This window comes from Piscicoccus intestinalis NBRC 104926 (assembly GCF_001515525.1).
GTDB lineage: Bacteria > Actinomycetota > Actinomycetes > Actinomycetales > Dermatophilaceae > Kineosphaera > Kineosphaera intestinalis.
Genome location: NZ_BCNQ01000010.1, coordinates 18,326 through 42,689, shown reverse-complemented (window position 1 = coordinate 42,689; position 24,364 = coordinate 18,326). Strand labels below are relative to the sequence as shown.

General features: G+C 72.0%; 23 protein-coding genes. 13 read left to right on the top strand and 10 right to left on the bottom strand.

The features are described 5' to 3' along the window. The first annotated feature begins 86 nt into the window (after window positions 1-86). Together PINTE_RS03430 and PINTE_RS03425 are read left to right on the top strand one after the other, a co-directional pair. Window positions 87-557, top strand: coding sequence for a nucleotidyltransferase family protein (locus PINTE_RS03430; protein WP_068426271.1), 471 nt, complete (start codon window positions 87-89; stop codon window positions 555-557). After that, window positions 554-787, top strand: coding sequence for a hypothetical protein (locus PINTE_RS03425; RefSeq protein WP_068426268.1), 234 nt, complete (start codon window positions 554-556; stop codon window positions 785-787). Before PINTE_RS03430 ends, PINTE_RS03425 begins: the two co-directional genes overlap by 4 nt. Before the next feature lie 58 nt (window positions 788-845). On the opposite strand, the gene PINTE_RS03420 is transcribed toward PINTE_RS03425, so the two are convergent. Together PINTE_RS03420 and PINTE_RS03415 are read right to left on the bottom strand one after the other, a co-directional pair. Next, window positions 846-2,243 (bottom strand): SGNH/GDSL hydrolase family protein, encoded by a 1,398-nt coding sequence (locus PINTE_RS03420; protein WP_169798444.1) that lies wholly within the window; start codon window positions 2,241-2,243, stop codon window positions 846-848. A 103-nt stretch (window positions 2,244-2,346) separates the two neighbouring features. Then, on the bottom strand, window positions 2,347-4,092 hold the full coding sequence (locus tag PINTE_RS03415; RefSeq protein ID WP_169798443.1) for a hypothetical protein: 1,746 nt from the start codon (window positions 4,090-4,092) through the stop codon (window positions 2,347-2,349). A gap of 189 nt (window positions 4,093-4,281) precedes the next feature. On the opposite strand from PINTE_RS03415, the gene PINTE_RS03410 reads away from it, so the two are divergent. Further along, window positions 4,282-7,365, top strand: a complete 3,084-nt coding sequence (locus PINTE_RS03410; RefSeq protein ID WP_068426304.1) for a DEAD/DEAH box helicase — start codon at window positions 4,282-4,284, stop codon at window positions 7,363-7,365. Between the two features lie 85 nt (window positions 7,366-7,450). Here the strand turns inward: PINTE_RS03410 and PINTE_RS03405 are convergent, their stop codons facing one another. Continuing rightward, window positions 7,451-8,092 carry a TetR/AcrR family transcriptional regulator gene (locus tag PINTE_RS03405; protein ID WP_068426257.1) on the bottom strand — a complete coding sequence of 214 codons (642 nt, stop codon included), beginning with the start codon at window positions 8,090-8,092 and terminating at the stop codon, window positions 7,451-7,453. 77 nt (window positions 8,093-8,169) lie between these two features. Here PINTE_RS03405 and PINTE_RS03400 point away from each other — a divergent pair, with 77 nt between their 5' ends. Continuing rightward, on the top strand, window positions 8,170-8,892 hold the full coding sequence (locus tag PINTE_RS03400; RefSeq protein ID WP_068426254.1) for a GAP family protein: 723 nt from the start codon (window positions 8,170-8,172) through the stop codon (window positions 8,890-8,892). A gap of 56 nt (window positions 8,893-8,948) precedes the next feature. Here PINTE_RS03400 and PINTE_RS03395 read toward each other — a convergent pair whose 3' ends face one another. Then, window positions 8,949-11,465, bottom strand: coding sequence for a PEP/pyruvate-binding domain-containing protein (locus PINTE_RS03395; RefSeq protein WP_084343178.1), 2,517 nt, complete (start codon window positions 11,463-11,465; stop codon window positions 8,949-8,951). A 407-nt stretch (window positions 11,466-11,872) separates the two neighbouring features. After that, entirely contained in the window at window positions 11,873-12,613 is a 741-nt protein-coding gene (locus PINTE_RS03390; RefSeq protein WP_068426251.1) for an alpha/beta hydrolase, read from the bottom strand. Between the two features lie 296 nt (window positions 12,614-12,909). Here PINTE_RS03390 and PINTE_RS03385 point away from each other — a divergent pair, with 296 nt between their 5' ends. From PINTE_RS03385 to PINTE_RS03365, 5 genes are all read left to right on the top strand, one after another. Continuing rightward, window positions 12,910-13,149: a hypothetical protein gene (locus PINTE_RS03385; protein WP_068426248.1), complete on the top strand. Its 240-nt coding sequence runs from the start codon at window positions 12,910-12,912 to the stop codon at window positions 13,147-13,149. Then, window positions 13,149-13,457: a type II toxin-antitoxin system PemK/MazF family toxin gene (locus tag PINTE_RS03380; RefSeq protein WP_068426245.1), complete on the top strand. Its 309-nt coding sequence runs from the start codon at window positions 13,149-13,151 to the stop codon at window positions 13,455-13,457. The genes PINTE_RS03385 and PINTE_RS03380 overlap by 1 nt, the downstream gene beginning before the upstream one ends. A gap of 93 nt (window positions 13,458-13,550) precedes the next feature. Then, on the top strand, window positions 13,551-13,829 hold the full coding sequence (locus tag PINTE_RS03375) for an acylphosphatase (RefSeq protein ID WP_068426244.1): 279 nt from the start codon (window positions 13,551-13,553) through the stop codon (window positions 13,827-13,829). Between the two features lie 52 nt (window positions 13,830-13,881). Further along, window positions 13,882-14,745 carry a sigma-70 family RNA polymerase sigma factor gene (locus tag PINTE_RS03370; protein WP_068426243.1) on the top strand — a complete coding sequence of 288 codons (864 nt, stop codon included), beginning with the start codon at window positions 13,882-13,884 and terminating at the stop codon, window positions 14,743-14,745. A 74-nt stretch (window positions 14,746-14,819) separates the two neighbouring features. Beyond that, entirely contained in the window at window positions 14,820-15,056 is a 237-nt protein-coding gene (locus tag PINTE_RS03365; protein ID WP_068426239.1) for a hypothetical protein, read from the top strand. A 37-nt stretch (window positions 15,057-15,093) separates the two neighbouring features. Here the strand turns inward: PINTE_RS03365 and PINTE_RS03360 are convergent, their stop codons facing one another. Then, window positions 15,094-15,849, bottom strand: coding sequence for a sulfite exporter TauE/SafE family protein (locus tag PINTE_RS03360; RefSeq protein WP_157087051.1), 756 nt, complete (start codon window positions 15,847-15,849; stop codon window positions 15,094-15,096). A gap of 84 nt (window positions 15,850-15,933) precedes the next feature. Here PINTE_RS03360 and PINTE_RS03355 point away from each other — a divergent pair, with 84 nt between their 5' ends. Next, complete coding sequence (locus PINTE_RS03355; RefSeq protein WP_068426233.1) at window positions 15,934-16,296, top strand: VOC family protein; 363 nt, start codon at window positions 15,934-15,936, stop codon at window positions 16,294-16,296. A 233-nt stretch (window positions 16,297-16,529) separates the two neighbouring features. Here PINTE_RS03355 and PINTE_RS03350 read toward each other — a convergent pair whose 3' ends face one another. Together PINTE_RS03350 and PINTE_RS03345 are read right to left on the bottom strand one after the other, a co-directional pair. Then, window positions 16,530-16,781 (bottom strand): three-helix bundle dimerization domain-containing protein, encoded by a 252-nt coding sequence (locus PINTE_RS03350; RefSeq protein WP_068426230.1) that lies wholly within the window; start codon window positions 16,779-16,781, stop codon window positions 16,530-16,532. A gap of 96 nt (window positions 16,782-16,877) precedes the next feature. Next, entirely contained in the window at window positions 16,878-18,680 is a 1,803-nt protein-coding gene (locus PINTE_RS03345) for a tannase/feruloyl esterase family alpha/beta hydrolase (protein WP_217996478.1), read from the bottom strand. Window positions 18,681-18,847: 167 nt separating this feature from the next. On the opposite strand from PINTE_RS03345, the gene PINTE_RS03340 reads away from it, so the two are divergent. After that, a complete protein-coding gene (locus PINTE_RS03340) occupies window positions 18,848-19,642 on the top strand; it encodes a hypothetical protein (protein WP_068426226.1) in 795 nt (264 codons plus the stop codon). A 145-nt stretch (window positions 19,643-19,787) separates the two neighbouring features. Next, complete coding sequence (locus tag PINTE_RS03335) at window positions 19,788-20,354, top strand: DinB family protein (protein WP_068426223.1); 567 nt, start codon at window positions 19,788-19,790, stop codon at window positions 20,352-20,354. A 48-nt stretch (window positions 20,355-20,402) separates the two neighbouring features. Here PINTE_RS03335 and PINTE_RS03330 read toward each other — a convergent pair whose 3' ends face one another. Then, on the bottom strand, window positions 20,403-20,813 hold the full coding sequence (locus PINTE_RS03330) for a VOC family protein (RefSeq protein ID WP_068426221.1): 411 nt from the start codon (window positions 20,811-20,813) through the stop codon (window positions 20,403-20,405). A gap of 153 nt (window positions 20,814-20,966) precedes the next feature. Here PINTE_RS03330 and PINTE_RS03325 point away from each other — a divergent pair, with 153 nt between their 5' ends. Beyond that, the gene (locus tag PINTE_RS03325; RefSeq protein ID WP_068426218.1) at window positions 20,967-22,655 is read left to right on the top strand and encodes a gamma-glutamyltransferase family protein; all 1,689 of its coding nucleotides are present in this window, start codon (window positions 20,967-20,969) and stop codon (window positions 22,653-22,655) included. A 60-nt stretch (window positions 22,656-22,715) separates the two neighbouring features. On the opposite strand, the gene PINTE_RS03320 is transcribed toward PINTE_RS03325, so the two are convergent. After that, on the bottom strand, window positions 22,716-24,335 hold the full coding sequence (locus tag PINTE_RS03320; protein WP_068426215.1) for a plasmid pRiA4b ORF-3 family protein: 1,620 nt from the start codon (window positions 24,333-24,335) through the stop codon (window positions 22,716-22,718). Between the last annotated feature and the right edge of the window lie 29 nt (window positions 24,336-24,364).

Sequence of the window (24,364 nt, the reverse complement as noted above, 5' to 3'; positions counted from 1 at the left end):
TGTCAACGCGCCGACAACGCGAAGGTCGGTAAGCGCGACGCCGGCGGACATGGGCTGGTGATATAGCAGTTGCTATATTGAATGGTATGGAGCTAGATCTGGCGGAGATCGCGGCGCAGAGCGACCGAGACGTGCGCGCTGCGCGTGCCCGCCTGATCGCGGCTGTCCGACAGGCGTCGGCCGGCGGCATGACTCAACAGCAGATCGCGGCGCAGATCGGCCGGAGCCAACCCGAGGTGTCGCGCCTGCTGCGCTTCCACGGCGCGACGCCGCTGGGGCGGCGCCTGCGCGCGGCGCGGACACCGGTGTTGCGCGCCATCGCCGACGCGGGTGGATTCCAGGTGCGCGTTTTCGGTTCGGTCGCCACTGAGCAAGAGGGCCCGCACTCGGACATCGACCTGGTGTTCACGATGGGCGCCCCGTTGAGCCTCATGGAACTCGAGCGAATGCAGCGCCGGCTCAGCGACATCCTCGGCGCCGACGTCGACCTCGTGCCCGACACTGCCCTGCGTCCCGACCTTCGTGACCGGGTGCTCGCGGAGGCGGTGCCCCTGTGACCGCCGCCCGGCGCCGCGGAGCCTCTGCACACCTCGACGAGGCTGTCGCCCATCTCGAACTCGCTCAGCGGTACGCCGCGGGCGACTTGAGCGATCAACTCGTAATCGACGCGATCTGCATGCGGCTCTCGGCCGCCATCGAGGCCCTCTCTCAAGTGGACGACCAGACACGGGACGCGCTGTTCGGGTCGGACTGGCCGTCTCCACGCTCGACGCTGAGTCGATCCTGACCGAGCGAGACGCCGGCCGCCGGTGAGCGACCTAGTAACTCGCCGCTCGACCGCGGGGCTACTTGGCGGGCCTGCCCTTGGTGGCCAGGTGCGTGAGCTCGTCGAGGTCGACGGCGTTCGCCATGGCCGTGAAGCCTGCCCGGCCGGGGTGCAGCTTGTCGCCGGGTCCGCCAGTCGTCGAGTTCGTCGCGTACTCGGGCTTGAGGCGGGACGGGTCCCTCGGGTCCTCGACGGCGGCCGCGAAGTCGGCGACGTCGTCGAACGTGCCGCTGGTTCGGATGAAGTGGTTCACCTGTCGTCGCTTGGCGTCGGTGGCGGCGGTTCCGTAGCCGTCATCGGCGCCGCCCGAAGGTGTGATCGTCGCGCCGATCATCGGGATTCCGTGTGCGTGGAGCCGATTGACGGCGCGCTTCATGCCGGCGATGACCGATTCTGCGCTCGCATCGCCGCCCCCCAAGTCGTTGATGCCTTCGAGCAGGATCACGGCGCGGACGCCCGGCTGGGAGATGACGTCGCGTTGCAGCCGGTCGCCCAGGGGAGGGCCATCGCATGGCGTGCACCCGCCGGCCGGGCGACCGATCCCCGTGACCATGTTGCCGCCGATGCCCTGGTTGACCACCGACAACGTCGGTCCGCCGCGAGCGCGCAGCCGCCGTTCGAGCTGGTCCGGCCAGCGGTCGTCGCCGTTGAGCGTCGAGAACCACCCGTCGGTGATGGAGTCGCCCAGGGCGACGACCGTCCCCACGTCCCGAGATCGGACGTCGAGGCCGGCCACGTAGAACCAGGACGTCGTCGACCCGGTGAAGGACGCACCCGACGTCTCACGCGTGTGATCGCCCGAGTCACGTGCCGCGACATACGAGGTCGCGAACGACGCCGCGTGCCACGTCATCGGTCCCGATCGGCCCTCGACACTCAGGCTCACCGCAACGTGGTCGTCACCGCCTCCGCGCACCCGGAACGAGATCGGATCGCTGGCCCTGACCTCCCCGGGGGCAAGGGTGACCTGTCGATCGCCCCCGAACGTCACCCGAGTGCGGGTATCCGGCTTGATGCTCGACCCGCTGTCCTGCTCGGCGAGTGAGACGGCGCCGAAGGTGACGGGTGTGGTCCCGAAGGCGTTGCTCAGGCGCAGCCGCCACACGTCGCCGTCCAGCGTCGGGCGCACGATCATGCGCAGGGTCTGGTCGCGGGCCTCGTCGTTCGGCAGCTCGGGGATGCGGGTCAAGCCCTTCGCGTCCGTGCTGCCGGGTTGACCGACCGCCCAACCGACGGGGTACACGCCCTGGGGAGCGGTCGCCCACGCGGCTACCCACGTGTCGCGCGGTGTCTGGGTTGAGGTGTGGGTCGGAGCCGGGGCCGCTTGCTCGACGGCCGGCGCGGGGATCGCCGTGGTGCAGAGCACCGGCACGACCAGAAGCCCACCGGCAAGCGCCCTCGTCGTGACGTGACGCATCGCGTACTCCTTCATTGGAGAGCCGAATCCCCAGTCGACGAGACGAATTCGAATGGCGGTCATCCTTGCGCCTGGTGGTCACGCGTGCAAGCGGCGGAACGCGCTAGGTCCGATCACCGACTCCCTTGCGCACCCAGTCGCGCTCCAAGGCGATGCGCAAACGCTTGTTGGCGATCAGCAGCGCCGGGTCGCCGATGGTGAAGAACATCCCGTGCGTCTCGGGGGAGTAGCCGCAGGCCTCCAGCAGGGCGCGGGCGCGCGGCTGGATGGACGGGCCGACTCCCAGGTGGGCGACGAGGTTCTTGACGACCAGCCCCGGGGGCAGGTCGGCCTCCGGGGGCGAGTTCGGGCCGTACCGGAAGTGCTGCATCAAGGGCGGCTCGTCGCCGTCTCCGATGAGGTCGTTGGCGCGGGCCACGGCCCAGATCAGGGCCGCCGCCGTGACGGCCGGCTTGCCGCGGGCCGCCTTCGCGGGGTCGCGGTCGGCCAGGCGGGCCAGCAGCGCGTGGAACGCCGCGCGCACCTCCTCGCGCACCGACGCGTCGATGAGGTGGTCGATGGCGTCGCACGCCAGCGTGTCGGCCTCGCGCAGACGCTGCTCGGCCCCCTTCGGCACTAGCGAAAGCGCGGCCTCCACGGGCACGTCGACCAGCGGGGTGATGCGGGCGGTGTCGAGCGCGTCCAACGCCACTGGTCCGCCCATGCCGGCCCGCAGCGTCCGCAGCATCGATTCGGCGCGCTCGCCGGTCGGCGGGTCGAGGATCTCCGCGAGGGGCGACCCGAAGCCGCCCGACAGGTCGAGGTCGAAGTCCTCGGTCAGGTCCTCCAGGGCCTCGCGGGTCGCGCCGATCGTCTCCGCCGACAAGCCTTCGTGGTCGCCGGCCACCCGCACGACCACGTCCAGCAGCCCGGGCAGGGCGTCCACCTCGGTGTCGTCGAGCCCCCACTCGAGGCTGTCGCCCAGCAGCTCCTCGAGCCGCCGCGGCGACCACCGCCACGGCTCCGTGAATCCCGCCGTCCCCGCGAAGTCGACGACGCGCGCCAGCAGGGTCTGGTCCGTCGATCCCGGCTCGGTCGCGAATCCGCCCTGCTCGTAGAACCGGTGCGCGGTGATCTGCGCGCACACCGCAGCCCGCTGCTCGGCCGTGAAGGGCTGCGTCGGATAGCCGGTGCCGCCCGTCGGCAGCGTGCGGCACACTCTCCGAGCCAGGGGGCGGAAGACCGGCCAGGTATCGGTCGGCTCGGTGCACCCGCACGGCCGGACCGTGGGAGGCGGGTCGGCCATCGCGCTCTCCAGCAGCGCCCGCGCGTCCGCCGGGTTCAACTCGACCGGCGCAGCGCCGCCTGAGACGGTGGCCACGAAGTCGGCGCGCAACTCATCGACGTCGGCCGGCACCACCGACGCGTCGGTCACCGCGGCCGCGTGCCGGTGGACCAGGACCGCCAGCGACGCCGTCTCGGGCAGCCCCCCGATGCCGAACAGGTAGTTGTCCGCGTCCCCCAGGTCGTCGGTCAACAGCCAGGCCTGCGTGACGTGCAGCTGCGGCAGCGACGTCAGCAGCGGCGGCACCGGCTGGCGCCGCCCGGCCAGCTCGCGGCGGATGCGCGCCACGAGCAGCTCGTCGGTCGTGAACTCCGCCAGCACATGCAGCGCGGCCGTCGTCTCCGCGACGTTGACGTCGATGAACGTCTCGGCGAACTCTGGGAGGCTCAGCGGCCGCTCGTCCACCGACTCCACCGACTCGAGCGACTCAAGGATCGCCCCGATCACCCCGAGGAAGTCGATCCCCGAGGGTGCCCGCAGCGCTTGACGCAGCGCCTGGATCAGCGGTTGGTCTTCGACCGGCACGACTGGAGCCGGTGGCGAGCCCTGGTGCGCGGGCCGACGGGTCGCGCCACGGTTGGGCGTGCGACGTTTGCGAGGCGATCGGGCCATGGCCCGTCAGGCTACCGAGCCCACCCGCGATCGGCGCGGCCCCGCCTGGTTGACGGGCCCCATCCGATACGTGAGCCTGAACTCGTGACCAGCGCAGACGGATTGGCCGAGGGGCTGCACGAATCCGTCGTCACCTCCGAGCTGCTCCGGCGACTGGCGCAGCGCGACGGCCTCGTCGCGCAGATCGCCGACGTCGACCACGCCGACCAACCGGTCGTGCTGGCGCGACACCTCGGCCGCGCCGTTCTGCGGGCGCTGCGGGAACCGTCCGGAGCCGACGAGACCCGTCGGCTCCAGATCGTGCAGAGCGTGCTGGAGGCGATCGGGGCCCTGGGGGAGGAGCCCGACGACGGGGTTCGGCGGCTGCTGAGCCTCACTCGGCCCACCGGTCTCGGGCGGGCGGCCACGTATCCCGAGGGCGTGCGCCCCAGCACGCCGCTGGCCGACGTCGCGCTGCTCACCAACGCGCACGGCGACCCGAGCCTGGGGTCCGAGCTCAAGGCCGAACTCGACACCAGCGACGGCGTCGACCTCATCTGCGCGTTCGTCAAGTGGCACGGCATGCGCACCCTCGAGGAGCAGCTGAGCCGGCTCCGCGAGCGCGACGTGCCGTTTCGGATCATCACGACCACGTATCTCGGCAGCACCGAGGTCAAGGCGCTCGACCGGCTCGCCCGCGACTTCGGCGCCTCCATCCGGGTGCAATACGACCCCCGTCGGACGCGACTTCACGCCAAGGGCTGGCTGTTTCGCCGTCGAACCGGCTTCGACACCGCCTACGTCGGGTCCTCGAATCTCACCGTCAGCGCGCTGCTCGACGGCGCCGAATGGAACGTCCGGCTCTCGGCGAAGGCCACACCCAGCCTCCTGCAGAAGTTCGCCGCGACCTTCGAAACCTACTGGCACTCCGACGAATACGCGCCCTACGACCCCGACGACGACGCCGATCGTGACCGCCTCGAACGGGCCATTCGCGGTGCCACGGGCCGGACCCCGACCAGCCTGCTCGTCTCCGGGCTCGACGTGCGGCCCTACCCGCATCAGCAGCAGATCCTCGAATCCCTCACCGCCGAGCGCGAACTCCACGACAGGCATCGCAACCTCGTCGTCGCCGCCACCGGAACCGGCAAGACCGTCGTCGCTGCGCTCGACTACCGTCGGCTGGCCCGCGCGGCCGGAGACCGGCCTCGCCTGCTGTTCGTCGCCCACCGCCGGGAGATCCTCGAGCAGTCGCTGCGCACCTACCGCGAGGTGCTCGCCGACGGCGCGTTCGGCGAGCTGTACGTCGGCGGGCAGGTGCCCGAACGGTGGCGGCACGTGTTCGCCAGCGTGCAGTCGCTGAGCAACCGCGTCGACGAACTGCCGCCCGACGCCTACGACGTCGTCGTCATCGACGAGTTCCACCACGCGCAGGCCGCCACCTACCGGCGCGTGCTCGACCGGCTCCGGCCCGCCGAACTGCTCGGCCTCACCGCCACCCCCGAACGCGGCGACGGCGTCGACGTCCGCGGCTTCTTCGACGGGCGCACCGCCGCCGAGCTGCGCGTCTGGGACGCCATCAACGCCGACCTCCTGAGCCCGTTTCACTACTTCGGGATCGCCGACGGCACCGACCTGTCCACCATCACCTGGCGCGCCGGACGCTACGACGACACCCAGCTCGCGAACCTGTTCACCGGCAACGACGCCCGCGCCCGGCTCGTGCTGGCTCAGGTCGACGACAAGATCAGCGACCCCGCGTCGATGAAGGCCCTCGGGTTCTGCGCCGGTGTGTCACACGCTCAGTACATGGCGCGGGTGTTCGAGGCGGCCGGGTTGCCGGCGCGCGCGGTGACCGGTCAGACTCCGGCCGCCGAACGGGCCGAGTCGCTCGCGGCGCTGCGAGCCGGCGAGCTCACGACCCTGTTCACCGCCGACCTGTTCAACGAGGGCGTCGACATCCCCGAGGTCGACACCGTCCTCTTCCTGCGCCCCACCGAGAGCCCGACCCTGTTCCTGCAGCAGTTGGGGCGCGGATTGCGGCTCGCCGAGAGCAAAGCCGTGCTCACCGCGCTCGACTTCGTCGGCCACCACCGCGCCGAGTTCCGCAGCGACCTGCGGTTCCGGGCGCTCACCGGTGCCACGCGCAGCGGGCTCGTGCGCGACATCGAAAAGGGCTTTCCGTTCCTGCCCTCCGGCTGCCAGATCGTGCTCGACCGCGTCGTGCAGGCACAGGTTCTCGACAACGTCCGCCGCCATCTGTCGATGAACTGGCGCGCGCTGACGAACGAGCTGCGCGCACATCCGACCGACGATCTGCGCACGTTCCTCACCGACACCGGCATCGAGCTGCCCACCGTGCTGCGGGCGGACAAGTCCTGGACCACCCTGCGCCGCGACGCCGGGCTCCTCGTCGGCGAACCGTCTCCGCTGGAGACGGCGCTGGCCCGGCGAGCCCGTGCGGTCGCCCACGTCGACGATTCGGGTCGCGGCCTGGCGTATCGCCGGCTGCTCGACACCGGCGCTGACTACGACGCGCTCAGTCAGCTCGAGCAGCGCCTGGCGCGGATGCTGTTCTTCACGCTGTGGCCCGATGGCGGCGGGTTCGGCTCGTATGCAGAGGGGTTCGACCGACTCCGCGCGGAGACGGTCACGCGCGAGAGCCTGAGCGCGGTCGTTGAACTGGGCTTCGACAACACCCGCCACGCGACCACCCCGCTGGCGGGGCCGCTCGCCCGCGTGCCCCTGCAGGTGCACGCGCGCTACACGCGCGAGGAGGTGTTGGCCGCCCTCGACCGCGGCACCCTCGAGCGCAAACCCGCGCACTTCCGGGAGGGCGTGTTGTTCACGACCGTCGACGGGCAGCCGATCGACGCCTTCTTCGTCACCCTGCGCAAGTCGGAGGCCGACTACTCTCCGACCACGCTGTACCGCGACTATCCGTTGAGCCCGACGCGCTTTCACTGGGAGAGCCAGTCGACGACGTCGCTCGACTCCCCGACCGGCCGGCGCTACCGCGACGGCACCAGCACGGTCCTGCTGTTCGTGCGGCGCGAGCGGTCCGGAGAGTTCGGCACCGAGCCGTACACGTTCCTCGGCCCCGCCCGCTACGAGAGCCACACCGGAGACCGTCCGATCGCCATCACCTGGCGCCTCGAGCAGGCCATGCCCGCCGACCTGTACGCCGACTCGGCCGTCGCGATCTGAGGCGATAGGGCCGGGTCAGGAGAGCCCGTCGTCGTCGACGCTCGTGCGAGTGGCAGTCGACCCGGGCGCCCCTTCGGCGCGAACGTCAGGCGTCGCTGCGAGGCGACATGGCGTGGGGATCCGTGGCTTCGGCCAACAGGGTCGCGACGGCGGTGCGTTGCTGGTCGGCCGGCCAGAACTCCGGGTAGATGGCGGCCTGGATGCTGAGGCCGTCGATTCCCAGGTGCACGCGCGCGGCCGCCTCCTCGAGCTGCGGGGCGAGCTGCGCCTCCAGCGAGGCGGGCAGGGGCACCCCGGTGGTATCCGCGACGGCCAGACGGCAGATGAACCGCTCTCCCCGCCAACCCTCGAGCCGGATCTCGTCGAGATCGGGGTCGATGCGCGCGCGGGTCATGAAACCCAGCCACACCAGCACCTCGACCGTCCGGTCCGAATCGATCGGGAGAAGTTGTTCCAGGGCCAGCCGCGCACGATCGGCGTCCCCCGATCGGTGGTCGGAGTACAGCGCCAGCACCCGCTCGCTGATCCGCCTCGTCATGACCTCCAGCGCGAACCGGAGGAGTTCGTCGTGGGTTGAGAAGTAGTGCCTGATCGCCCCCATCGACCAGCCGGACTCGGCGGCGACTCCGCGCACGGAGGCACCGGCGATACCCTCGCGCCCCACCAGGCGCCAGACAGCCCCCGCGAGTTCCTCACGGCGAGCGGCGTGATCGACGATCTTGGGCACCCCTCCTTTTTAGCACACTTGCTCTGAATCGGTTTTCATGCGACTGTTCTAAAAAGCCATCATGATCGGAGACCCGCATGGACACCGTCGTCGCCACCGCTGCAGCCCTCGCGGCACTGGCCCTCGTCGACAGCACGAGCTTCGGCACGCTCGGAATCCCCGTGTACATGCTGGTCCAGCCGCGGGTGCGGGTCGCCGCTCTCTTGGGTTACCTCGCGACCATCGCCGGGTTCTACTGGCTCCTCGGGGTCGTCCTCGTCCTCGGAGCGGCGGGCCTGCAGCGGGCCTTCGCCGGCCTCGACGACGGGGGACTGCTCACCTACGGGCAGTTGGCTGTGGGTGTCGGCCTGTTCGCGTGGAGCTTCCGCTTCGACAAGAAGCGCGCGGCACGGCGACGGGCGGTGGCCGGGACGTCGCGGCGTGAGCGCTGGACGCAGGCGCTGGTCGGCGACAAGCCGCGGGCAGGAGTCGTGATGGCGGTGGCGCTCGCGGCCGGCCTGGTCGAGGTCGCCTCGATGCTGCCCTACCTCGGCGCCATCGGGATCATCACCCAGGCGAAGCTCGGCCCGCTCGCCGTCGGCGGGACCCTCGCGGGCTACGTCCTCGTGATGACCGGTCCCGCGTTGGTGCTGCTCGTTCTCCGGCTCGTGGCACATCGGGCGATCGAGCCCGTGCTCGTGCGACTCGGGGACTGGTTTTCCCGCAACGCAGACGAGCTGCTCGGTTGGGTCCTCGGCATCGTCGGATTCCTCCTCGTCGCCGACGCGGCGCAGCGGCTCGAGCTGCTGCACTTCTTCTGAGCCAGCCGGGGGCGCTCGGCGGTGGGGTGCGGGTCTGCGGCCGCGCTCGGTCGTCGTCAGCTGGTTCGCAGCTGGGCCTCTGAGCCGTCGCCGTCGCTCACATCGAGTGGCCGAACGGTCCCGGCGGACCCGTCGACCTCGATGTACGCGCCGGTGGTCAGCCTCGTCGTCGCGTCGGCGAGGCAGATGACGGCGGGGATGCCGTATTCGCGGGCGACGGTGGGGCCGTGGGCCATCGGTGAGCCGGTCTCGGTGACCAGGGCGGCGGCGGTCAGGAACAGCGGGGTCCAGCCTGGGTCGGTGGTGCGGGCCACGAGGATCTCGCCGGGTAGCACGGTGGCCGTGCGGGGATCGTGGACGACCCGAACCCGGCCCCTGGCCACGCCGGGTGCGGCGGCCAGTCCCGCCAGGACGCCCTCGTCGACGAGCGCGGGCAGCGTGGCTTCCACGTCGGTGCCGTCCGAGAGCAGCAGCGCGGGCACGTGGACCCGACGCCGTTCGCGGTCGTGTGCGCGGCGGCGCTCGGCGACCAGGGCACGCAGGTCGGCGCCGGCCGCGGCCTGTTCGGCCTCCGGCCAGAACAGCATCATGATGTCGTCGGGCCGGTCGAGGAGCCCGCGTTCGACGAGCTGTTCGCCGGTGCGCAGCAGCTGCGTGCGCACCTGGTCGAGCGGGTAGAGCCAGCTGAATTTCGGCAGTTCGCGCAGGCCGCCCAGCTCGCGATTGCGGTGGAGCAGGAACATGGCGACCCGGCCTCGCAGCGGGCGCTGCCTGATCGCTCGCTCGCCGAGCCTGCTCAGGGACCGCTCGGCCTGCGCCATGGCGCGCGCGTACCGCTGGTCGGGTGCGGCCTCGGGGTCGGTGACCTGCACGTATCCGGCGAGGGCGGCGAAGACGGCCGTGGGGTCCTCGTGCCAGCGCGGCACGCCCACGTCGATCTCGGCGGCGCCCCGGTGACCGTACCGCCGCAGGAACTCCGCCAGGCCGATGTCGGGCAGTGCACCGGCGCGGTACCGGCGGGCGAGCTCCTCCGGCGGGGTGTCGGTGAGCAGCGCCGCGTGTCCGTGCCCCCGGGCGCGCTGGGCCACCTCCCAGAGCGCGAGGTCCATGTCGACGGTGACGTTGTAGGGCATGCCCCGCTGGGTCTGATCGACCTCGTCGCGGGTGGCGATGCCGGCCAGCAATCCCGTCGCGACCTCGCGCGCCAGGAGTGCGCCGTAGAGGGCGCCGAGCTGCTCGGAGACCGCGTACATGAGGGGCCGCTGGAGGCGGGACGCCAGACGCAGCCGGGTCGAGGCGTCGAGGTCGTCGGGCACGACGGAGCACTGCCGCAGGGTCTGGGCGGCGGCGAAGGCCCGCTCCCGCGCGGCGCGGGGGTCGGCGAGCGCGACGACGCAGCGGGCCAGCATGGGTGCGAGCACCCGCACGAGGAGGCGGGCGAGCGTCCGCGGCCGGAGCGGCAGGGACTGCGTCGGGTTGAACCGCGGGTCGTCGAGCAGGCTGAGCACCGCCCGTTTGACCCGCGGACCGTACACGTCCAGGGACGCGTCCAGGTGCGAGCGCGTGGTGGAACTGCACAGATAGGCGGTCAGGTCCACGTACATCCGGTGGGCGACGTAGGTCAACCACGCCCCCGGTCGGACGTCGGTGAACCCGAACGGCTCGAGCCAGTCCTGCAGGGCCTGATCCAGCACGGCCTGGCCCATCGGCGTGGCCGGTCCGTGCATCCCCTGCATGTGGCCGACCTCCATGAAGGCGCGAGGCTCGCCCCCGGGGTTCTCGACGAGGGGGAAGAGGCTCGTGATGGCCCGCGACTGCAGCAGCCACAGGGTGCCGTCATGGTCGATGGCCCACTCGATGTCCTGAGGGCGACCGAAGGTCTCCTCGACGTGCCGACCGATCCTGGCCAGCTCGCGAACCTCGGCGATGCGCAGGCATCCGCCGCTCGGGCCGGTGATCGTCCCGTTCGCGTCGATCGTGTAGTGATCGGAGCCGACGACGCCGTCGACGACCTGGGTGCCCAGACCCTCGGCGGCGTCGATCGCCGCCCGTCCGCGCGTCTGGGTGAGCGGGTCGACGGTGAACAGCACGCCCGCGGCGCGCGGCTGGACCATGCGCTGGACCACGACGGCCATGGCCGGATCCGCGGTGATGCCCCGGGCCTGGCGGTAGGAGACCGCTCGCGGCGTGTGCAGCGACGCCCAGATCCGGCGGATGGCGGTGGCCACGGCCTGCAGGCCGCGCACGTTGAGCACGGTGTCCTGCTGGCCGGCGAAGCTCGCGTCCGGCAGGTCTTCGGTGGTCGCGCTGGAGCGGACCGCCACGGGGCCATCGCCCAGCGCGGTCAGGGCCGACGCCAATGCGTCCAGGTCGAGGACGCCGTCGCGGTGGGCGGCCGTGGTGACGCAGAAGCCTTCCGGAACTGGGAAGCCCGCGCTCATGAGGCCGGCCAGGCCCGCCGCTTTGCCGCCGACGTCCGAGAGCCAGGCCGGTCGGACATCACGTAGGTCGAGGATCGTCGGCAGACCTCGATCGACGGCCTCGTCGCGGTCGGTGTCGATCTGGTTGTTCATCGCTCTCCCGTCGCGCCGGGTGCGCTCGCGTGCAGGCCGCCCCCGGCGAGCAGCTGGTGTGGGCCTCAGCGGCATCGTCCTGGTTCGACTCGGCGAACGGCCTTCTCGTCCGTGACCAATCGGCCCGTCCCCGGCTGCCCCGAGGTCGCGGCCGATCCTCAAACGAGCGTATAACCGATGTCGGTGCCGAGAACGACGCGCCGGCCGCCTCGGGGGTGCGACCGTCGGCTCCCGCGCGAGCGACTCACGCGGCGTGCGCTCGAGCGTGTGCTGACCCAGCTCATCGATCTCGCCGTCGGACATCAACATCCACGTCGCGACCAGGCTCGGCAGCGCGGCGGTGACCGGGTATCGCGGTCGTTCGACGCGGTCCTGAGCGGTCGCGGGTGCTTCGTCGGAGGCGGGCCTCACGCCGGAACCACCTCGTCGACGAGCCGGGCCACGGCCTGCGCGACGACCGGGCCGAACATCACCGCGTCGTTGTGACCGACTCCGTCGAGGCGTAGTTCCTCGCGCAGGTCCCGGGCGGCCCGCGCGACCTGCGCGCTCATCACGGAGGGCACGACGTCGTCGGCCGTGCCGTGGATGACCGTGACGGTCACATCGAGATCGGCGAGGTAGTCCAGGAGCGGGAAGGCGTCGACGTCTCGACGCTCCGGCGGCAGGAATCCCGGGTGAACCTCGCCGACCTCGACGATGCTCGTGTATGGCGACCGCAGGGCCAGCCCGGCCGGGCGATCGGTGGTCGCGAGACGGGTCACCACGCCCGTACCCAGGGACTCCCCGAGATAGATCGTGCGCTCGGGAGCGAAGCCGACCTCGCGCAGGTACTCCGCGCCCGCCCGGGCGTCGGCGGCGAGCCCGTCTTCGGACGGGTCGCCGGGGTTGCCGCCGTAGCCGCGGTAGTCGAGCGCGAGCACGGTCAGGCCCAGGTCGGCCAGCGCCGCGAAGAGCGGCACCCGCCCCTCCCGGCTACCGCCGTTGCCTGGCGCGAACAGCACGGCCACGTCACGTTTTTCGCCGACGGGCTCGACGAGCCAGGCGCCCAGCCGCAGCCCGTCCTGCGTCGTCAACTCCACGTCATGGCCGCCCGGGAACCACGTGGCCGCCGGCGAGACGGGGAACGGGTCGGGGAAGTAGATGCCCATTCACCGACGCTAGCCACCGAACGGTCTCGGTGCAGGGCCGCACGCCACATCCCGTGGCTCAGGCACGTCATGACGCCGCGCAACCGCAGCGACAGATGCGTCTCGACCGCCGGCCCGGGCTCTCGCCACTGCGTGCCGACACTTCCGTTCATTGTCTCAATACATCGATACATGCTGTTCCCGTCCGTCTCGAGCGGGCCATCGTGACGAAACTCGGCCGGACCCGGTGGGCGCAGTGAACAGCAGCCGCAATCGCCCTGATACCGAAGTGACTCCCATGTCGGTATCGTGACGAGATGACGACTCAGATCACCGTGCGGATCGCCGATGACCTCGTCGCGTTCGCCGATGCGGAGGTCGGAGCCGGGCGTGCGCGCAGCAGGGCCTCGCTCGTCGAGCGCGCGCTTCGCCGAGAGCGCCGGCGGGCCTGCGCCGAACGGGATGCGGCGATTTACGCTGCGATGTCGCCGGACGACGACGAGCTGGCGGGAATCGCCGAGCTGGGGCGACGCAGCGACCTCTCCGACCTCGACTGATGCGCCCGATCCTGCTGGCGCGACTCGACAAGGTGCGGCCGGTCCTGATGTTGACGCGGGAGACCTCCCGCCCACGGATGACCCGCGTGAGCGTCGCGCCCATCACGAGCCGCGTCCGGGGCCTGTCGGTCGAGGTGCCGGTCGGGGTGAGGAACGGCCTCGACGGAGCGTGTGTCGTCAATCTCGACAATGTCGTCACCGTGCCCCAGCGCGACCTGGAGCGACAGATCGGCTGGTTCTTCTCCGACCAGGAACCGGTGCTGACCGAGGCGCTGCACTCGGCCTACGACCTCGAGGACGTTCTCTAGCGCACTGGGGTGCCCTCGAGTGCCACTGACCCGATCGGCGCAGATCGCGTCTCCGGGCTGCCCCGGCGAGGCCGCGCCGTCATACTCACGCACATGGCTGACAAGAGCGTCGAGGTCGAGGTGGACGGCTACGTGCAGGGCGTAGGCTTCCGCTACTCCTGCCAGGACCAGGCCCGCCGACTGGGCGTCAACGGTTGGGTGCGCAACAACGACGACGAGGGCACCGTCTCGGCGCACTTCGAGGGCGACGCCGACGCCGTCGGCGCGCTCGTCGACTGGTGTCGCCAGGGCCCGCGTGGGTCGCGTGTCACCTCGGTGTCGGTGCATCCGGCCAGCCCGAAGGGTCACACCCGCTTCTCGATCACCGGGTGACCACCCGCTCCGGCTGCCGTCACACTCCGCGCGCGAGCAGCGTCAAAGATCCATGAGCGAAACGGACACGACGGCCGCCTTCGAAGCGCAACGACCGCGTCTCGTCGGCCTGGCCACCCGCATGCTCGGCGACGCCGCCGAGGCGCAGGACGTGGTTCAGCAGGCCTGGCTGCGGCTGCACGCCACGACCGCCGACATCGAGAGCCTGCCCGCGTGGTTGACGACGGTCACCTCGCGCCTGTGCCTGGACCGGTTGCGCGCCCGCATCCCCGAGCCCGTCGACGACATCGACCCGGCCGTCGACGCCGGCGACCCGACGGACGATGTCGTGCTCGCCGAGTCCGTCGGCTTGGCGCTGCAGGTCGTGCTCGACCGGCTCACGCCCCGCGAGCGGGTGGCGTTCGTGCTGCACGACAGCTTCGGCCTCGACTTCGACCTCACCGCGCGCGTGCTCGACGCCAGCCCCGCGGCGGCGCGCAAGCTCGCCTCCCGGGCGAGGGGAAAGGTCTCGCTCGCCGCGGGCCCTGACGACGACGGGGGTCGGCCCGCCGATTGGCAGGTGGTCGACGCCTTCCTCGCCGCCGCCAAGGGCGGCGAGCTGGCCCGGCTCCTGGAGCTACTGGCTCCCGACGCCGTGATCGCCGGCGACGAGGCCGCGGTCGCGATCGGCACGCCGACGCGGATCGCCGGGCGCGCGCAGGTGGCCGACTTCTTCGACGGCGCCGCCGCGACCGCCTTCCCCGTGTTCGTCGCCGGCCGGCCCGGCGCCGCCTGGTTCGACCGCGGCGTGGCCCGGGTCGCCTTCGATTTCACCGTGACCGACGGTCTCGTGCGCCGCATCGACTTCCGCGCGGAGCCGGGTCTGCTGGCTCAGCTCGTCAAGCGCGCCGACGGCGCCGTGAAGCCGACCCGCTGAGCCGGTCACATCGGCCGCCCGCCGCCCGTCAACTCGGTGTAGGCACCTCATCCACCGCCACGGAAGGACCCGACATGAAGACCATGACCTGCCGACAGCTCGGCGGACCCTGCGACCTGGCCCACCGGGGCGAGAGCGCCGACGACGTCATCCAGGCCCAGGACCGGCACCTCAAAGAGCGCGAGGACGCCGGCGACACCGCGCACCAGCCCGCCCGCGAGGACATGAAGGGCCGGTGGAAGCGGCCGAAGAAGTCGCTGGACTGGTACTTCGGTGTGAAGAAGGCGTTCGCCGAGCTTCCGGCCGAGTGAGCGTCGTTCGCGGCCGACCCGCCCCTCGCGGGGTCGCTCAGCCGAGCAGCCCCGCGAGGCCGACCGCCGTGACCGCGACGCCGCTGGCCAGCGACAGCGCGATGACCCCGAGCCGGGCCACCCGCGGCGGCACGCGGCGAGCGACGGGCTCCGCGGTCAGGCTCCCCGCGGTCGTCGCGACGGCGGCGACGACCCAGCCCCACCACGGCCAGGCCGGCGCCCCGCCCGGCGCGACGAGCTGCCGTTGCGCGAGTGTGACCAGGCACAACACCACCCAGAACGGCTGCATCGTCGCGGTGAACGACGGGTTGTTCCAGCGGCTGACCATGGCGTACACCGCGATCGGCGGGGCGCCGAGCGCCACCGAGGAGTTCAGCAGGCCGATCGTCGCGCCCGCCGCCGTGCGCGTGCCCGGGCCGTCGACGCGATGGTCCGTGCGGGCGAAGCGCACCGAGACGACGACCGACGCGAGGGCGGCCACCCCGACTCCGACCCGCAGCACGTCGGCGTCGGTGGCGCGCGCGATCAACAGACCGGCGACGCTGCCGACGGTCGCGGGGACGACGAGCCAGCGCCACCGGCTCCAGTCGATGTGGCGCCACAGGCCCGGCACCATGAGCGCGCACGCGAGCGCCGCGTACACGTTGACGACGAGCACCGCGGCGAGCGGCCCGTCGATGATCGCCACGAGCGGCGCCATGATGATGCCGAAGCCCATGCCCACGACGCGCTGCGCCACCGTGGCCGCGGCGAGCGCGGCGCACGTGACGAGCAGGGACAGTTCCGGTGGCACCCGCACATCTTTCAGGGCGGCTCGGCTCGAGGCAATCCGTCGCCCGGGCGCGCCGGCACAGCGGGGTTCTGCCACGGTTGGCTCATGTCCGCGTCGCCGTTTCGTGAGATCAACGCCGTCACCCTCGTGACCGCCGACATGGCCCGATCGGCGGCGTTCTACGAGTCGCTGGGCTTCGAGACCGCCTACCGCAGCGACGAATTCACGACGTTCCGGTGCGGGCGCAGCTTCCTCAACGTGCAGCTCGACCCCGCGTGGCGCCCGGCGGAGCCGGTGTGGGGGAGGGCGATCATCTGGGTCGCCGACGTCGATGCCGTGCACCGCCGGGCCGTCGCCGCCGGGCATTCTCCGGAGACGGAGCCGGCCGACGCGCCGTGGGGCGAGCGGTACTTCCACCTGCGCGACCCCGACGGGCATGAGCTCAGCTTCGCGAAGCCGCTGGGGTGACGCGTCGGGGTACTCGTCGGGTCGCGTCGGACGGCGTCGGCTGGCGCGTCGGGTGGCGGCGGGTGGCGTTACTTGGGGCCGCTCGCCGCGCCCACCTTTTCGCACGTGAGCCTGAGCCGTCGGACCGGGCCGGTCGGGCTCCGCGAAACCGGCTCCGCGGACGTGGTTCCGTGCGACCCGCCCGGTCCCGTATCACCGGCCGAGATCGCCGTTTCGACCAGTGAACTCGACGGTCAGACCCCGAGGCCGGCGGCCTCGTTGAGGGGCGTCATGATCACCTCGGCGCGCCGCTGAAGGGCGCGAAGCTGGTCTCTGACCGCCTTCTCCACGAGCACGGGAACGAAGTCGCGGATCGGGCCGGTCAGCGCCGCATGCTCGCGGCGCACCCACTCCTCGATGATCTCGCTGGGAACGGCATCGAACGCCTCCTGCAGGCGTCGGAGCACCTCCCTGAGCCCCTCCTGCTCGGATCGTGAACCGGACATGGACTCATGATGGCGGACGATCGTCCGACAGGCATCGGCCCATTGGTCCTATGTGGGCATTTTTACAGGTCAGATCCTTTGGTCGCTTTTGCGCACTTATCCTCGGGAGCAGCGGAAGCTCTCGGCGCGGTTCACGTCGCCGGAGTCGTAACGCGGCCACGTGGGGAACTCGCACAGCGGACGCGTGCGGCCGTCCGGCTCGCCAGCCCGGTCGGTGACGACCTGCGCCCGCGGCGCCCGATCGCGCTCGACCCAGTCGGTCAGCGCGCGCAACGAGTCCCACTCGGCGTTGAACACCGTGCTGGCCGCGTGCCCGTAGCCGGGGATCTCGTAGTAGCGGATCAGGTCGTGAGATCGCTTGGTGCCCACCTCGTCTCGGACACGCTGCAGGTAGTCCTGCGAGGCGCGATTGCTCACCAGACCGTCGTGCACGCCGTGCGCCACGAGGATCTTGCCGCCTCGGCGGGCGAACGCGCGCAGGCCGCGGGTGTCGGCCTCCTGGAGCCGGCTCAGCTCGACGATCCGCTGGCGCCACGTGCCGGGGTGGGTCGGGTCCAGGGACAGCGAGTCGAATCCGGCGTCGCGGGTGACGCCGTAGCGCACCCATTCGTCCCAGAACGTCGCCCCGTACGGCGGGCTGGCGGTCGCGGTCACCGGCGGCATCGGCGACGCGGGCGCGACGAGGCCGAGCGTGAGGTTGACGACCGTCGCCTGCAGCGGGTGGTCGGACAGCCGCCCGAAGTCCGTGCCCCAGGTCGTGAAGCCCGGGTAGCCGCGGGCCCCGTTGGCCAGCCGGTAGCCGAGCCGCATCGGGTCGTCGAGCACCCGGAACGAGCGGATCTGCTCGTCCGACAGGCAGTTCGGGCCGGTGTCCTTGCCGGCGGGGCAGCGCAAGGGCACGCCGTCCAGCCTCGCGGTCGCCGGGTCGAACCGTTGATCGCAGGCCTTCTGGTTCGAGATCACGCCGTCGGCGAGGCCGTCGAGTGTGTCGCAGGCCTGGGTCGCCGCGGTGAGCAGCGCGGTGCGTTTGGCCTGGCTGGGGTAGGCGCCCGGCCGAGCGAGTTGCCGCGCCATCGCGCCGAACTGCAGGTTGAGCGCGACCGCGTTCCAGGCCGGGTACAGCGCGATCGCCCCGTCGAAGTCGCGCGGCCACCGGCTCACGGCGATGAGCGCCTCCCGGCCGCCGGTCGAGCCACCCGCGACGTAACGGAATGTCGGTGCCGCGCCGTAGCGCTCACGGACGAGGCGCATCGCCACGTCGTGGGTCTTCTTCAGCGCGTCACCGGCGAAGTTGGCCAGCGCCCCGTCATTGGCGAGGAACCGTCCGTCGCGGCTCGTGGCCGGGCCCGCCTGATGGCCCGAGTCGCTGCCGTAGGTGACGTACCCCTGCTGCAGCGGAGTCGGTCCGGTCACCGGGCCCGCGGGCACCTGCCCGACACCGGCGGCGATCGTGCCGTTGTACCCGCCTCCGCCGAACAGCATCGTGCGCCGGTTCCAGTCGCGAGGGAGGTTGACCTGGAAGCGGATCGGCGGCGCGGACCGGTCGACCGGGTGGATCTCGCCGAGTACCTGGCAGAAGGAGGCGGGAGAGTCCTGCGGGTTCGTCGCCGTGATCGTGGCCCCTCGCGTACGTAGACCGATGTCTTTGGCGGGGACCCGCAGTCCCTCCAGGGCTGCGCAACTGGCCTGCGTGTCGTCGGACCGGTTGGCCGGGCCGGAGGCGGCGGTCGGGCCGGCCGACGCGGACGGGTTGGACCGGTCGGCCGACGCGGCGGAGGGTGTGGCCAGGCCGGTCGCCACCAGGGCCGCACAGGCCGCGGCGGTGGTGACTCGCAGCAACGATCGGGGCATCTTCGCCTCCCGGTGCTCTGGGGTGCTCGTGGTGCTCAGGTAGGGCACGTCGCGGTCACTGTACGGGCGAACGGCCTCGGGGGCAGGCGAACCTGGAGCGGACACCGAGTCTGCGACCGAGTGGGCACCCGAACCCGCACCGCTCCGCGCGGCATCGAGCGTCTCGTGCGTCAGGCCGCTGCTGAGGGGATTCGGTAGGGCGCGAGGATGGCCGCGTGACTCTCGCCTTCCTCGCCGCCCTCGGCGGCATGGTGCTGTACGGGCTCGCGTCGGTGTCGCAGGGATACGCCGCCGCGCGCGCCAGCGGGCCGGCCGTGCTGCGTCACCCCGGCTACCTCGCCGGTCTCGCCGGAGACGGGTTGGCCTGGCTGTGCTCGCTGCTCGCCCTGACGCGGCTGCCGCTGTTCGCCGTGCAGTCGCTGCTCGCCGGGTCGCTCGCCGTCACGGTGCTCGTCGCGGTGCCCGTGCTCAAGGTGCGCATGGTCCGGCGCGACGTGGCGGCGGTGGCCGTCGTCACCGTGGGTCTGGTGCTCGTGTCGGCCTCCGCCGCAGCCGAATCGACCCGCCCGGCTCCGGGGTGGTTCGATCCGGCGCTGGCGGTCGGTCTCGTGGTGCTCGGGCTCGTCAGCGCGCTGGCGTACCGCCGCGGGCGCTCGGTGCCGCTGGCCGTGCTCGCCGCGCTCGGCTTCTCCGGGGCCGCGATCGGAGCCCGAGTCGCCCGACTCGGCGAAGGGAGCCTCGCCGCCACGCTCTCCGACCCGATGACCTGGCTGGTCGTCGCCTACGGCGTCATCGGCGCGGTGATGTACGCCCGCTCGCTCGAGCGCGGACCCATCGGTCCGGCGACCGCCGCGCTGTGGGTCGTCGAGGTCGTCGTGCCGGGACTGCTCGGGGTGGCCGTGCTCGGCGACACCGTTCGGCCCGGCTGGGACCTCGCGGCACTCCTTGGCGTTGCGCTCGCCGTCGGAGCCAGTGTCGTGCTCGCCCACAGCCCGGCTCAGGCGGGTTGAGCACTCGCTCGCGGGTGAGGCGGGCGCGCCGGCCCCGCCGCGATACTCGTGCGGTGAGCGCGGTCGGCCGACCATAGCGGACGGGATCGGACCTGTTCATCGTCGACGGTGAGGGGACCAAGCCACCTGAGGACAGGAGCCGACCATGTACTTTCCCGCAGTCCACGACGAACGCACGACGCTCGTCAACTACCTGGAGCAGCAGCTGAACGCCGTCCGCGACGCCTCCCACGGACTGACCGAGGAGCAGGCGCGGTCTCGGCCGCTGCCCTCGGAGCTGAGCCTGGCCGGCTTGCTCAAGCACGTGGCCTGGTGCATGTCCGGCGCGCTCGCCGGCGCCGGCCACGAACCCGATCCGGACCTCGACCTGGGCGACTTCTACGGCACGTTCGCCCTCGCCGCGGACGAGTCCCTCGAGCGCATGCGTGAGATCTACGCCCGCCTGTGCGGGCGCTACCTCGACATGGTCGGATCCGCCGACCTCGACGCGACGATGCCGATGGGGCCGTTTCCCTGGTACGGGGTGACGCAGCCCCGCGAGGGCGCGCTGCGTTACCTCGTCGTGCACCACGTCGAGGAATTCGCCCGGCACGCCGGGCACGCCGACCTGCTGCGCGAAGCGATCGACGGCGCCAAGGCCGCCGAGCTCAACGCCGCCGTGGAAGGCCGCCCGGCGAACGACTTCGTCACGCCCTGGGCCCCGGCGACCTGAGGGGTGCAGCCGCCGGCCACTCACCGACGTCGCTGCTGAACCGCTCGGCTACTCAGCGGCGCCCCCGGCGATGTTGACGTGCCAGGAGATCCCGAACTTGTCGGTGACCAGGCCGTAGTCGTCGCCCCACATCTGGCGCTCCAGCGGCATGACGACCTGGCCGCCCTCGGCCAGCCTGCTCCAGAAGCCGCGCAGCGCGTCGGCCTCGTCGCCGGAGAGGCTGATCTGGATGTTGTTGCCGTGCACGAGATCCGGGCCCATGCGCTCGAACTGGTCGCTGGCGTACAGATGGAAGCCAGTGGGCGTCTCCAGGGCGGCGTGCATGATGCCGTCGATGTCGGTGTCGGCGTCTCGGAACGTCATGACGTTGAGCGTGCCGCCGAGCACGTCGGCGTAGAACTCCATTGCCTCCTTCGCCTGCCCGGAAAACGTCAGGTACGGGTTGAGCTGCAGGGCCATGAGATCTCCTTGATCGGTGGGTTTCCGGCACCGTACCCGCGACCGCCGACAAGACGGGAGAACGCGCCGTGAACAGCGGTTTTAGCCATACCCCTGGCGCCGGGAAACAGGCGCGGGTCGCCGTCGCCCGGTCGTCTCCGTAGCCTGGCCGGCATGGCTCGACCGCAGCGCACCCTGCCCGAACCGGCCGCGATGATCGTCGCGCCCCAGCCGGAGCCGGTCGACGTCGGCGCCACCGTGCTGCGGGCCGGCGGCAACGCCCTCGACGCGACGATCGCCGCGGCCCTCGTGCAGGGCGTCGTCGACCCGCTCATGTGCGGGCTCGGCGGCTTCGCCCTCCTGCATCTCGCCGCGCCCGACACCGAGCCGGTCGTGTACGACGGGCTCGGGCGCGTGCCCGGCTCCGCGACCCCGGACCTGTGGGCCGACCGCGTGCTCGGCGAGACCAGCGACGGATTCGGTTTCATTGTGCGCGATTTCGTCAACGAGTCCGGCCCCACGTCGGTGCTCGTGCCCGGCACCCTGCGCACGCTCGCCGACGCCCACGCCACCCACGGGCGCCTGCCGTGGGACGACCTCGTGCGGCCCGCGATCGCGCTCGCCCGCGCGGGCTGGCTCGTGCGCCCGCACGTCGCCACCGTCTTCACCCAGGACGAACGCCGCTACGGCCGCATGGACTTCGCCGAGAAGCTCGCCCTCACGCCCGACGGTCGCCGCCTCTACCTGCGCGACGACGGCACGCCCAAACGCCTCGGCGAACGCGTCGTCAACCCCGAGCTCGCCGAGGTCCTCGACCTCGTCGCCCGCGACCCCAACAGCCTCTACGAGGGCGAGCTCGCCGGGGTCGTCGCCGACGCCGTGACGCGCGACGGCGGGCTGCTCACCGTCTCCGACCTGCGGTCATTCCACACACAACAGTGTGCGGCGATGCGTGCCGGCTACCGCGGCTGGGGAGTCGGGGTGCCCGCCCCGCCCGGCGGCGGCACCTACCTGCTGCAGGCGCTCGCGCTGCTCGAACGGCTCATGCCCGCCCCGCCCGACGTGCGCCACAACGACGCCGAGCACCTGCGGCTGCTTGCGGAGGTCATGAAGACCGCGCTGCGGGATCGGGACCGGTACGCGGGCGACCCCGACTTTCCCGGTGACCCCGCCCATGCGGCGGGGACCGGCGAGGCGCCGCCCGACCTGCTCGATCCGGCCCGCCTCGACGCCCTCGCCGATGCCATCCGCTCCGGTCAGCGGGTGCGCATCGAACGGCTGCCCGCGGGTGACTCCCGGCACACCACCCACGTCTCGACGGTCGACGCCGACGGCATGACGGTCGCGCTGACGCACACACTCGGCAACCCGTCGGGCTACCTCCCGCCCGGCACCGGCTTCATGCTCAACGGCGGCATGAGCACCTTCGATCCGCGGCCGGGACGCGCGAATTCGCTCGCCCCCGGCAAGCGACGGCTGTCGACGATGAGCCCCACTCTCCTGTTCGACGCGGACGACCCCACTCGGCCCGTGGGCACCCTCGGCGCTCCCGGCGCCTCGTGGATCGGACCGGGCATCCTGCAGGTCGTCTCCAACCTCCTCGACTGGGGCATGGGCACCCAGGAGGCGGTCGCCGCCCCGCGCATCGCCGCCACCGGCGACGCGATCGACATCTCCAACCGCATTCCGACCTGCGTGGAGGACGCGCTCACCGCGGACGGCTACGAGGTGCGGCGCTCCCCGCTGAGCTACGCCTTCGCGGGCGTGCACGCGATCACGGCCTTCGATGGTCGGCTGCGCGGGGGCGCCGACCCGCAACGCGACGGTTACGCGGCCGGCGTGCCGGCCGACGAGCTGCCGTGAATGTGTCAAGCGATTGAGTGTCAGGTGCGTGGTACAAGCGACATCGCACCCGAGGCCGGGTCAGTGGCGCAGCAGGGCCGCCCGGGCGAGCCGACGCGCGGCCGGGGTCGGCACGCCCGCGTCGTCCAGCCCGCCGCCGCGCTCCATGACGGTCCACACCGGCAGGGCGCCGTCGCGGATCTCGTAGCGACTGACCGCGTCGACGTGCCAGCCGAGTGCCCCGAGCAGCCCAGCCGCCATGCCGTCGAAGGACACGTCCACCGGCTGCCGCCCGGCGAAGCAGAACAACGCGAGCGCGGTGGTCGAGCGCTCGCGGTCGCCGCGCGCTCGGGGCAGGCCGTCGGCCAGCAGGTGCCACAGCCGGATCGGGTCGTCCGCGGCCGCCAGCGCGGCCTTCGTCGGCACCAGCCGCCCCTTGGCCTTGCGAACCACCCCGAGCGCGGTCGCGCTCTCGCGCAGCTGCGCCACCGGCAGCGTCAGTTCCTCGCGGTTGCCCTTGCCGATCCAGTGCTCGTCGAGGTGCAACCCCGTGAACAGGGCGTGCACCACCGCCGGAGGCAGGTAGCCGGCGCCGGTGAGCCGCACGCCCTCGCGGCCGAGCAGCTGCAGCAGCAGTGCCCAGGGGGCGACGACGGCCTCGGCCTCCTGCGGCGTCAGGCCCTCGACGACCGCCGCGCGGGCCGTCTCCGGGGGCTCGGCGGTCAGCGGCAACTCGGCGTCGTCGACGAGCACCGCGAACGGCTGGAGCTGGTCGACCTGCGCGATCTGGTCGATGAGTTCGGCTGCGATCGGGGCGAATCGGGGGTTGCCGACGAGGTCTCCGGCGAGCTGCTGGGCCCGATCGATCGTGTCGAGCAGCTCGTCGAGGTCGAGGTCGCCGAGGCCGGCGTCGGCGGGATCGAAGTCCGGCGGCATCTGCGCGAGCAACTCGCCCAGCCAGTCCGCCGGGCCCGTCGCCGCCCGCCCGTCGAGCACGGCGACGAGGTCGTTGTACGCCCAGATGCCGCCGCAGTCCTCCGGCGGCGCGGCGCGATCGCCGCCGAGGAGCCGGGCCCGCGGGTCGCCGTCGGTGCGCGGCCGCACCGTCTCCACGGTGATCCTGTGGTCCCAGGAGTCGCCGAAGTCGTACTCGTAGAGCAGTTGGTCGCCGACGTCGGTGACGACCTGATCGAGGCGGACCTCGTGTTCCGGCGGCAGGTTGTCGGCGCAGAACTCGGCCGTGCCGGGGTTCGGGAACGGCCGCATGTGCGGGCCCGACCCCGGGATGACCGGGGCGAACGAGTGCAGGTGCGCGTCGAACCAGCCGAACGACGCCTGCAGCAGCGTGTGCACCTGGGACAGCGGCAGGTCGCCGGCCACCTCCAGCCGCCGCCAGATCGGCGGTTGCGCCCCGTCGAGGTCGACCCGGACGCCGAACACCACCGGCTCCGGCGGGGATTCGCGCAGTTCGAAGCGCGGTTCGTCCTCCCGGCGGCCGCGCGCGGCGGCGGGCCCGAACGCGATGCCCTCCGCCCCGGCGCTCGTCGCCAGCGACTGCAGGAGTTCGTCGTCCTGCAGCGCCCGCAGCGCGGCCTGCGCGTCACCGCCGTGTTCGGCCATGAGTTGGTCGGCGAGCCGGCGCAGCGCCTCGTCGAGGGAGGGCTCGTAGCGGTCGGCGTGCGGGCTGTCTCCGGCGCTCATGACTCCACCCTGACACCCCGCCCCGATCT

What these genes read in the sequence shown, in the direction of transcription:
- PINTE_RS03395 (WP_084343178.1), bottom strand. Translation starts at nt 11,465, where the DNA reads ATGAACAACCAGATCGACACCGACCGCGACGAGGCCGTCGATCGAGGT.
- PINTE_RS03325 (WP_068426218.1), top strand. Translation starts at nt 20,967, where the DNA reads ATGGCTCGACCGCAGCGCACCCTGCCCGAACCGGCCGCGATGATCGTC.
- PINTE_RS03380 (WP_068426245.1), top strand. Translation starts at nt 13,149, where the DNA reads ATGCGCCCGATCCTGCTGGCGCGACTCGACAAGGTGCGGCCGGTCCTG.
- PINTE_RS03350 (WP_068426230.1), bottom strand. Translation starts at nt 16,781, where the DNA reads ATGTCCGGTTCACGATCCGAGCAGGAGGGGCTCAGGGAGGTGCTCCGA.
- PINTE_RS03365 (WP_068426239.1), top strand. Translation starts at nt 14,820, where the DNA reads ATGAAGACCATGACCTGCCGACAGCTCGGCGGACCCTGCGACCTGGCC.
- PINTE_RS03375 (WP_068426244.1), top strand. Translation starts at nt 13,551, where the DNA reads ATGGCTGACAAGAGCGTCGAGGTCGAGGTGGACGGCTACGTGCAGGGC.
- PINTE_RS03420 (WP_169798444.1), bottom strand. Translation starts at nt 2,243, where the DNA reads ATGCGTCACGTCACGACGAGGGCGCTTGCCGGTGGGCTTCTGGTCGTG.
- PINTE_RS03335 (WP_068426223.1), top strand. Translation starts at nt 19,788, where the DNA reads ATGTACTTTCCCGCAGTCCACGACGAACGCACGACGCTCGTCAACTAC.
- PINTE_RS03320 (WP_068426215.1), bottom strand. Translation starts at nt 24,335, where the DNA reads ATGAGCGCCGGAGACAGCCCGCACGCCGACCGCTACGAGCCCTCCCTC.
- PINTE_RS03390 (WP_068426251.1), bottom strand. Translation starts at nt 12,613, where the DNA reads ATGGGCATCTACTTCCCCGACCCGTTCCCCGTCTCGCCGGCGGCCACG.
- PINTE_RS03355 (WP_068426233.1), top strand. Translation starts at nt 15,934, where the DNA reads ATGTCCGCGTCGCCGTTTCGTGAGATCAACGCCGTCACCCTCGTGACC.
- PINTE_RS03330 (WP_068426221.1), bottom strand. Translation starts at nt 20,813, where the DNA reads ATGGCCCTGCAGCTCAACCCGTACCTGACGTTTTCCGGGCAGGCGAAG.
- PINTE_RS03370 (WP_068426243.1), top strand. Translation starts at nt 13,882, where the DNA reads ATGAGCGAAACGGACACGACGGCCGCCTTCGAAGCGCAACGACCGCGT.
- PINTE_RS03400 (WP_068426254.1), top strand. Translation starts at nt 8,170, where the DNA reads ATGGACACCGTCGTCGCCACCGCTGCAGCCCTCGCGGCACTGGCCCTC.
- PINTE_RS03430 (WP_068426271.1), top strand. Translation starts at nt 87, where the DNA reads ATGGAGCTAGATCTGGCGGAGATCGCGGCGCAGAGCGACCGAGACGTG.
- PINTE_RS03385 (WP_068426248.1), top strand. Translation starts at nt 12,910, where the DNA reads ATGACGACTCAGATCACCGTGCGGATCGCCGATGACCTCGTCGCGTTC.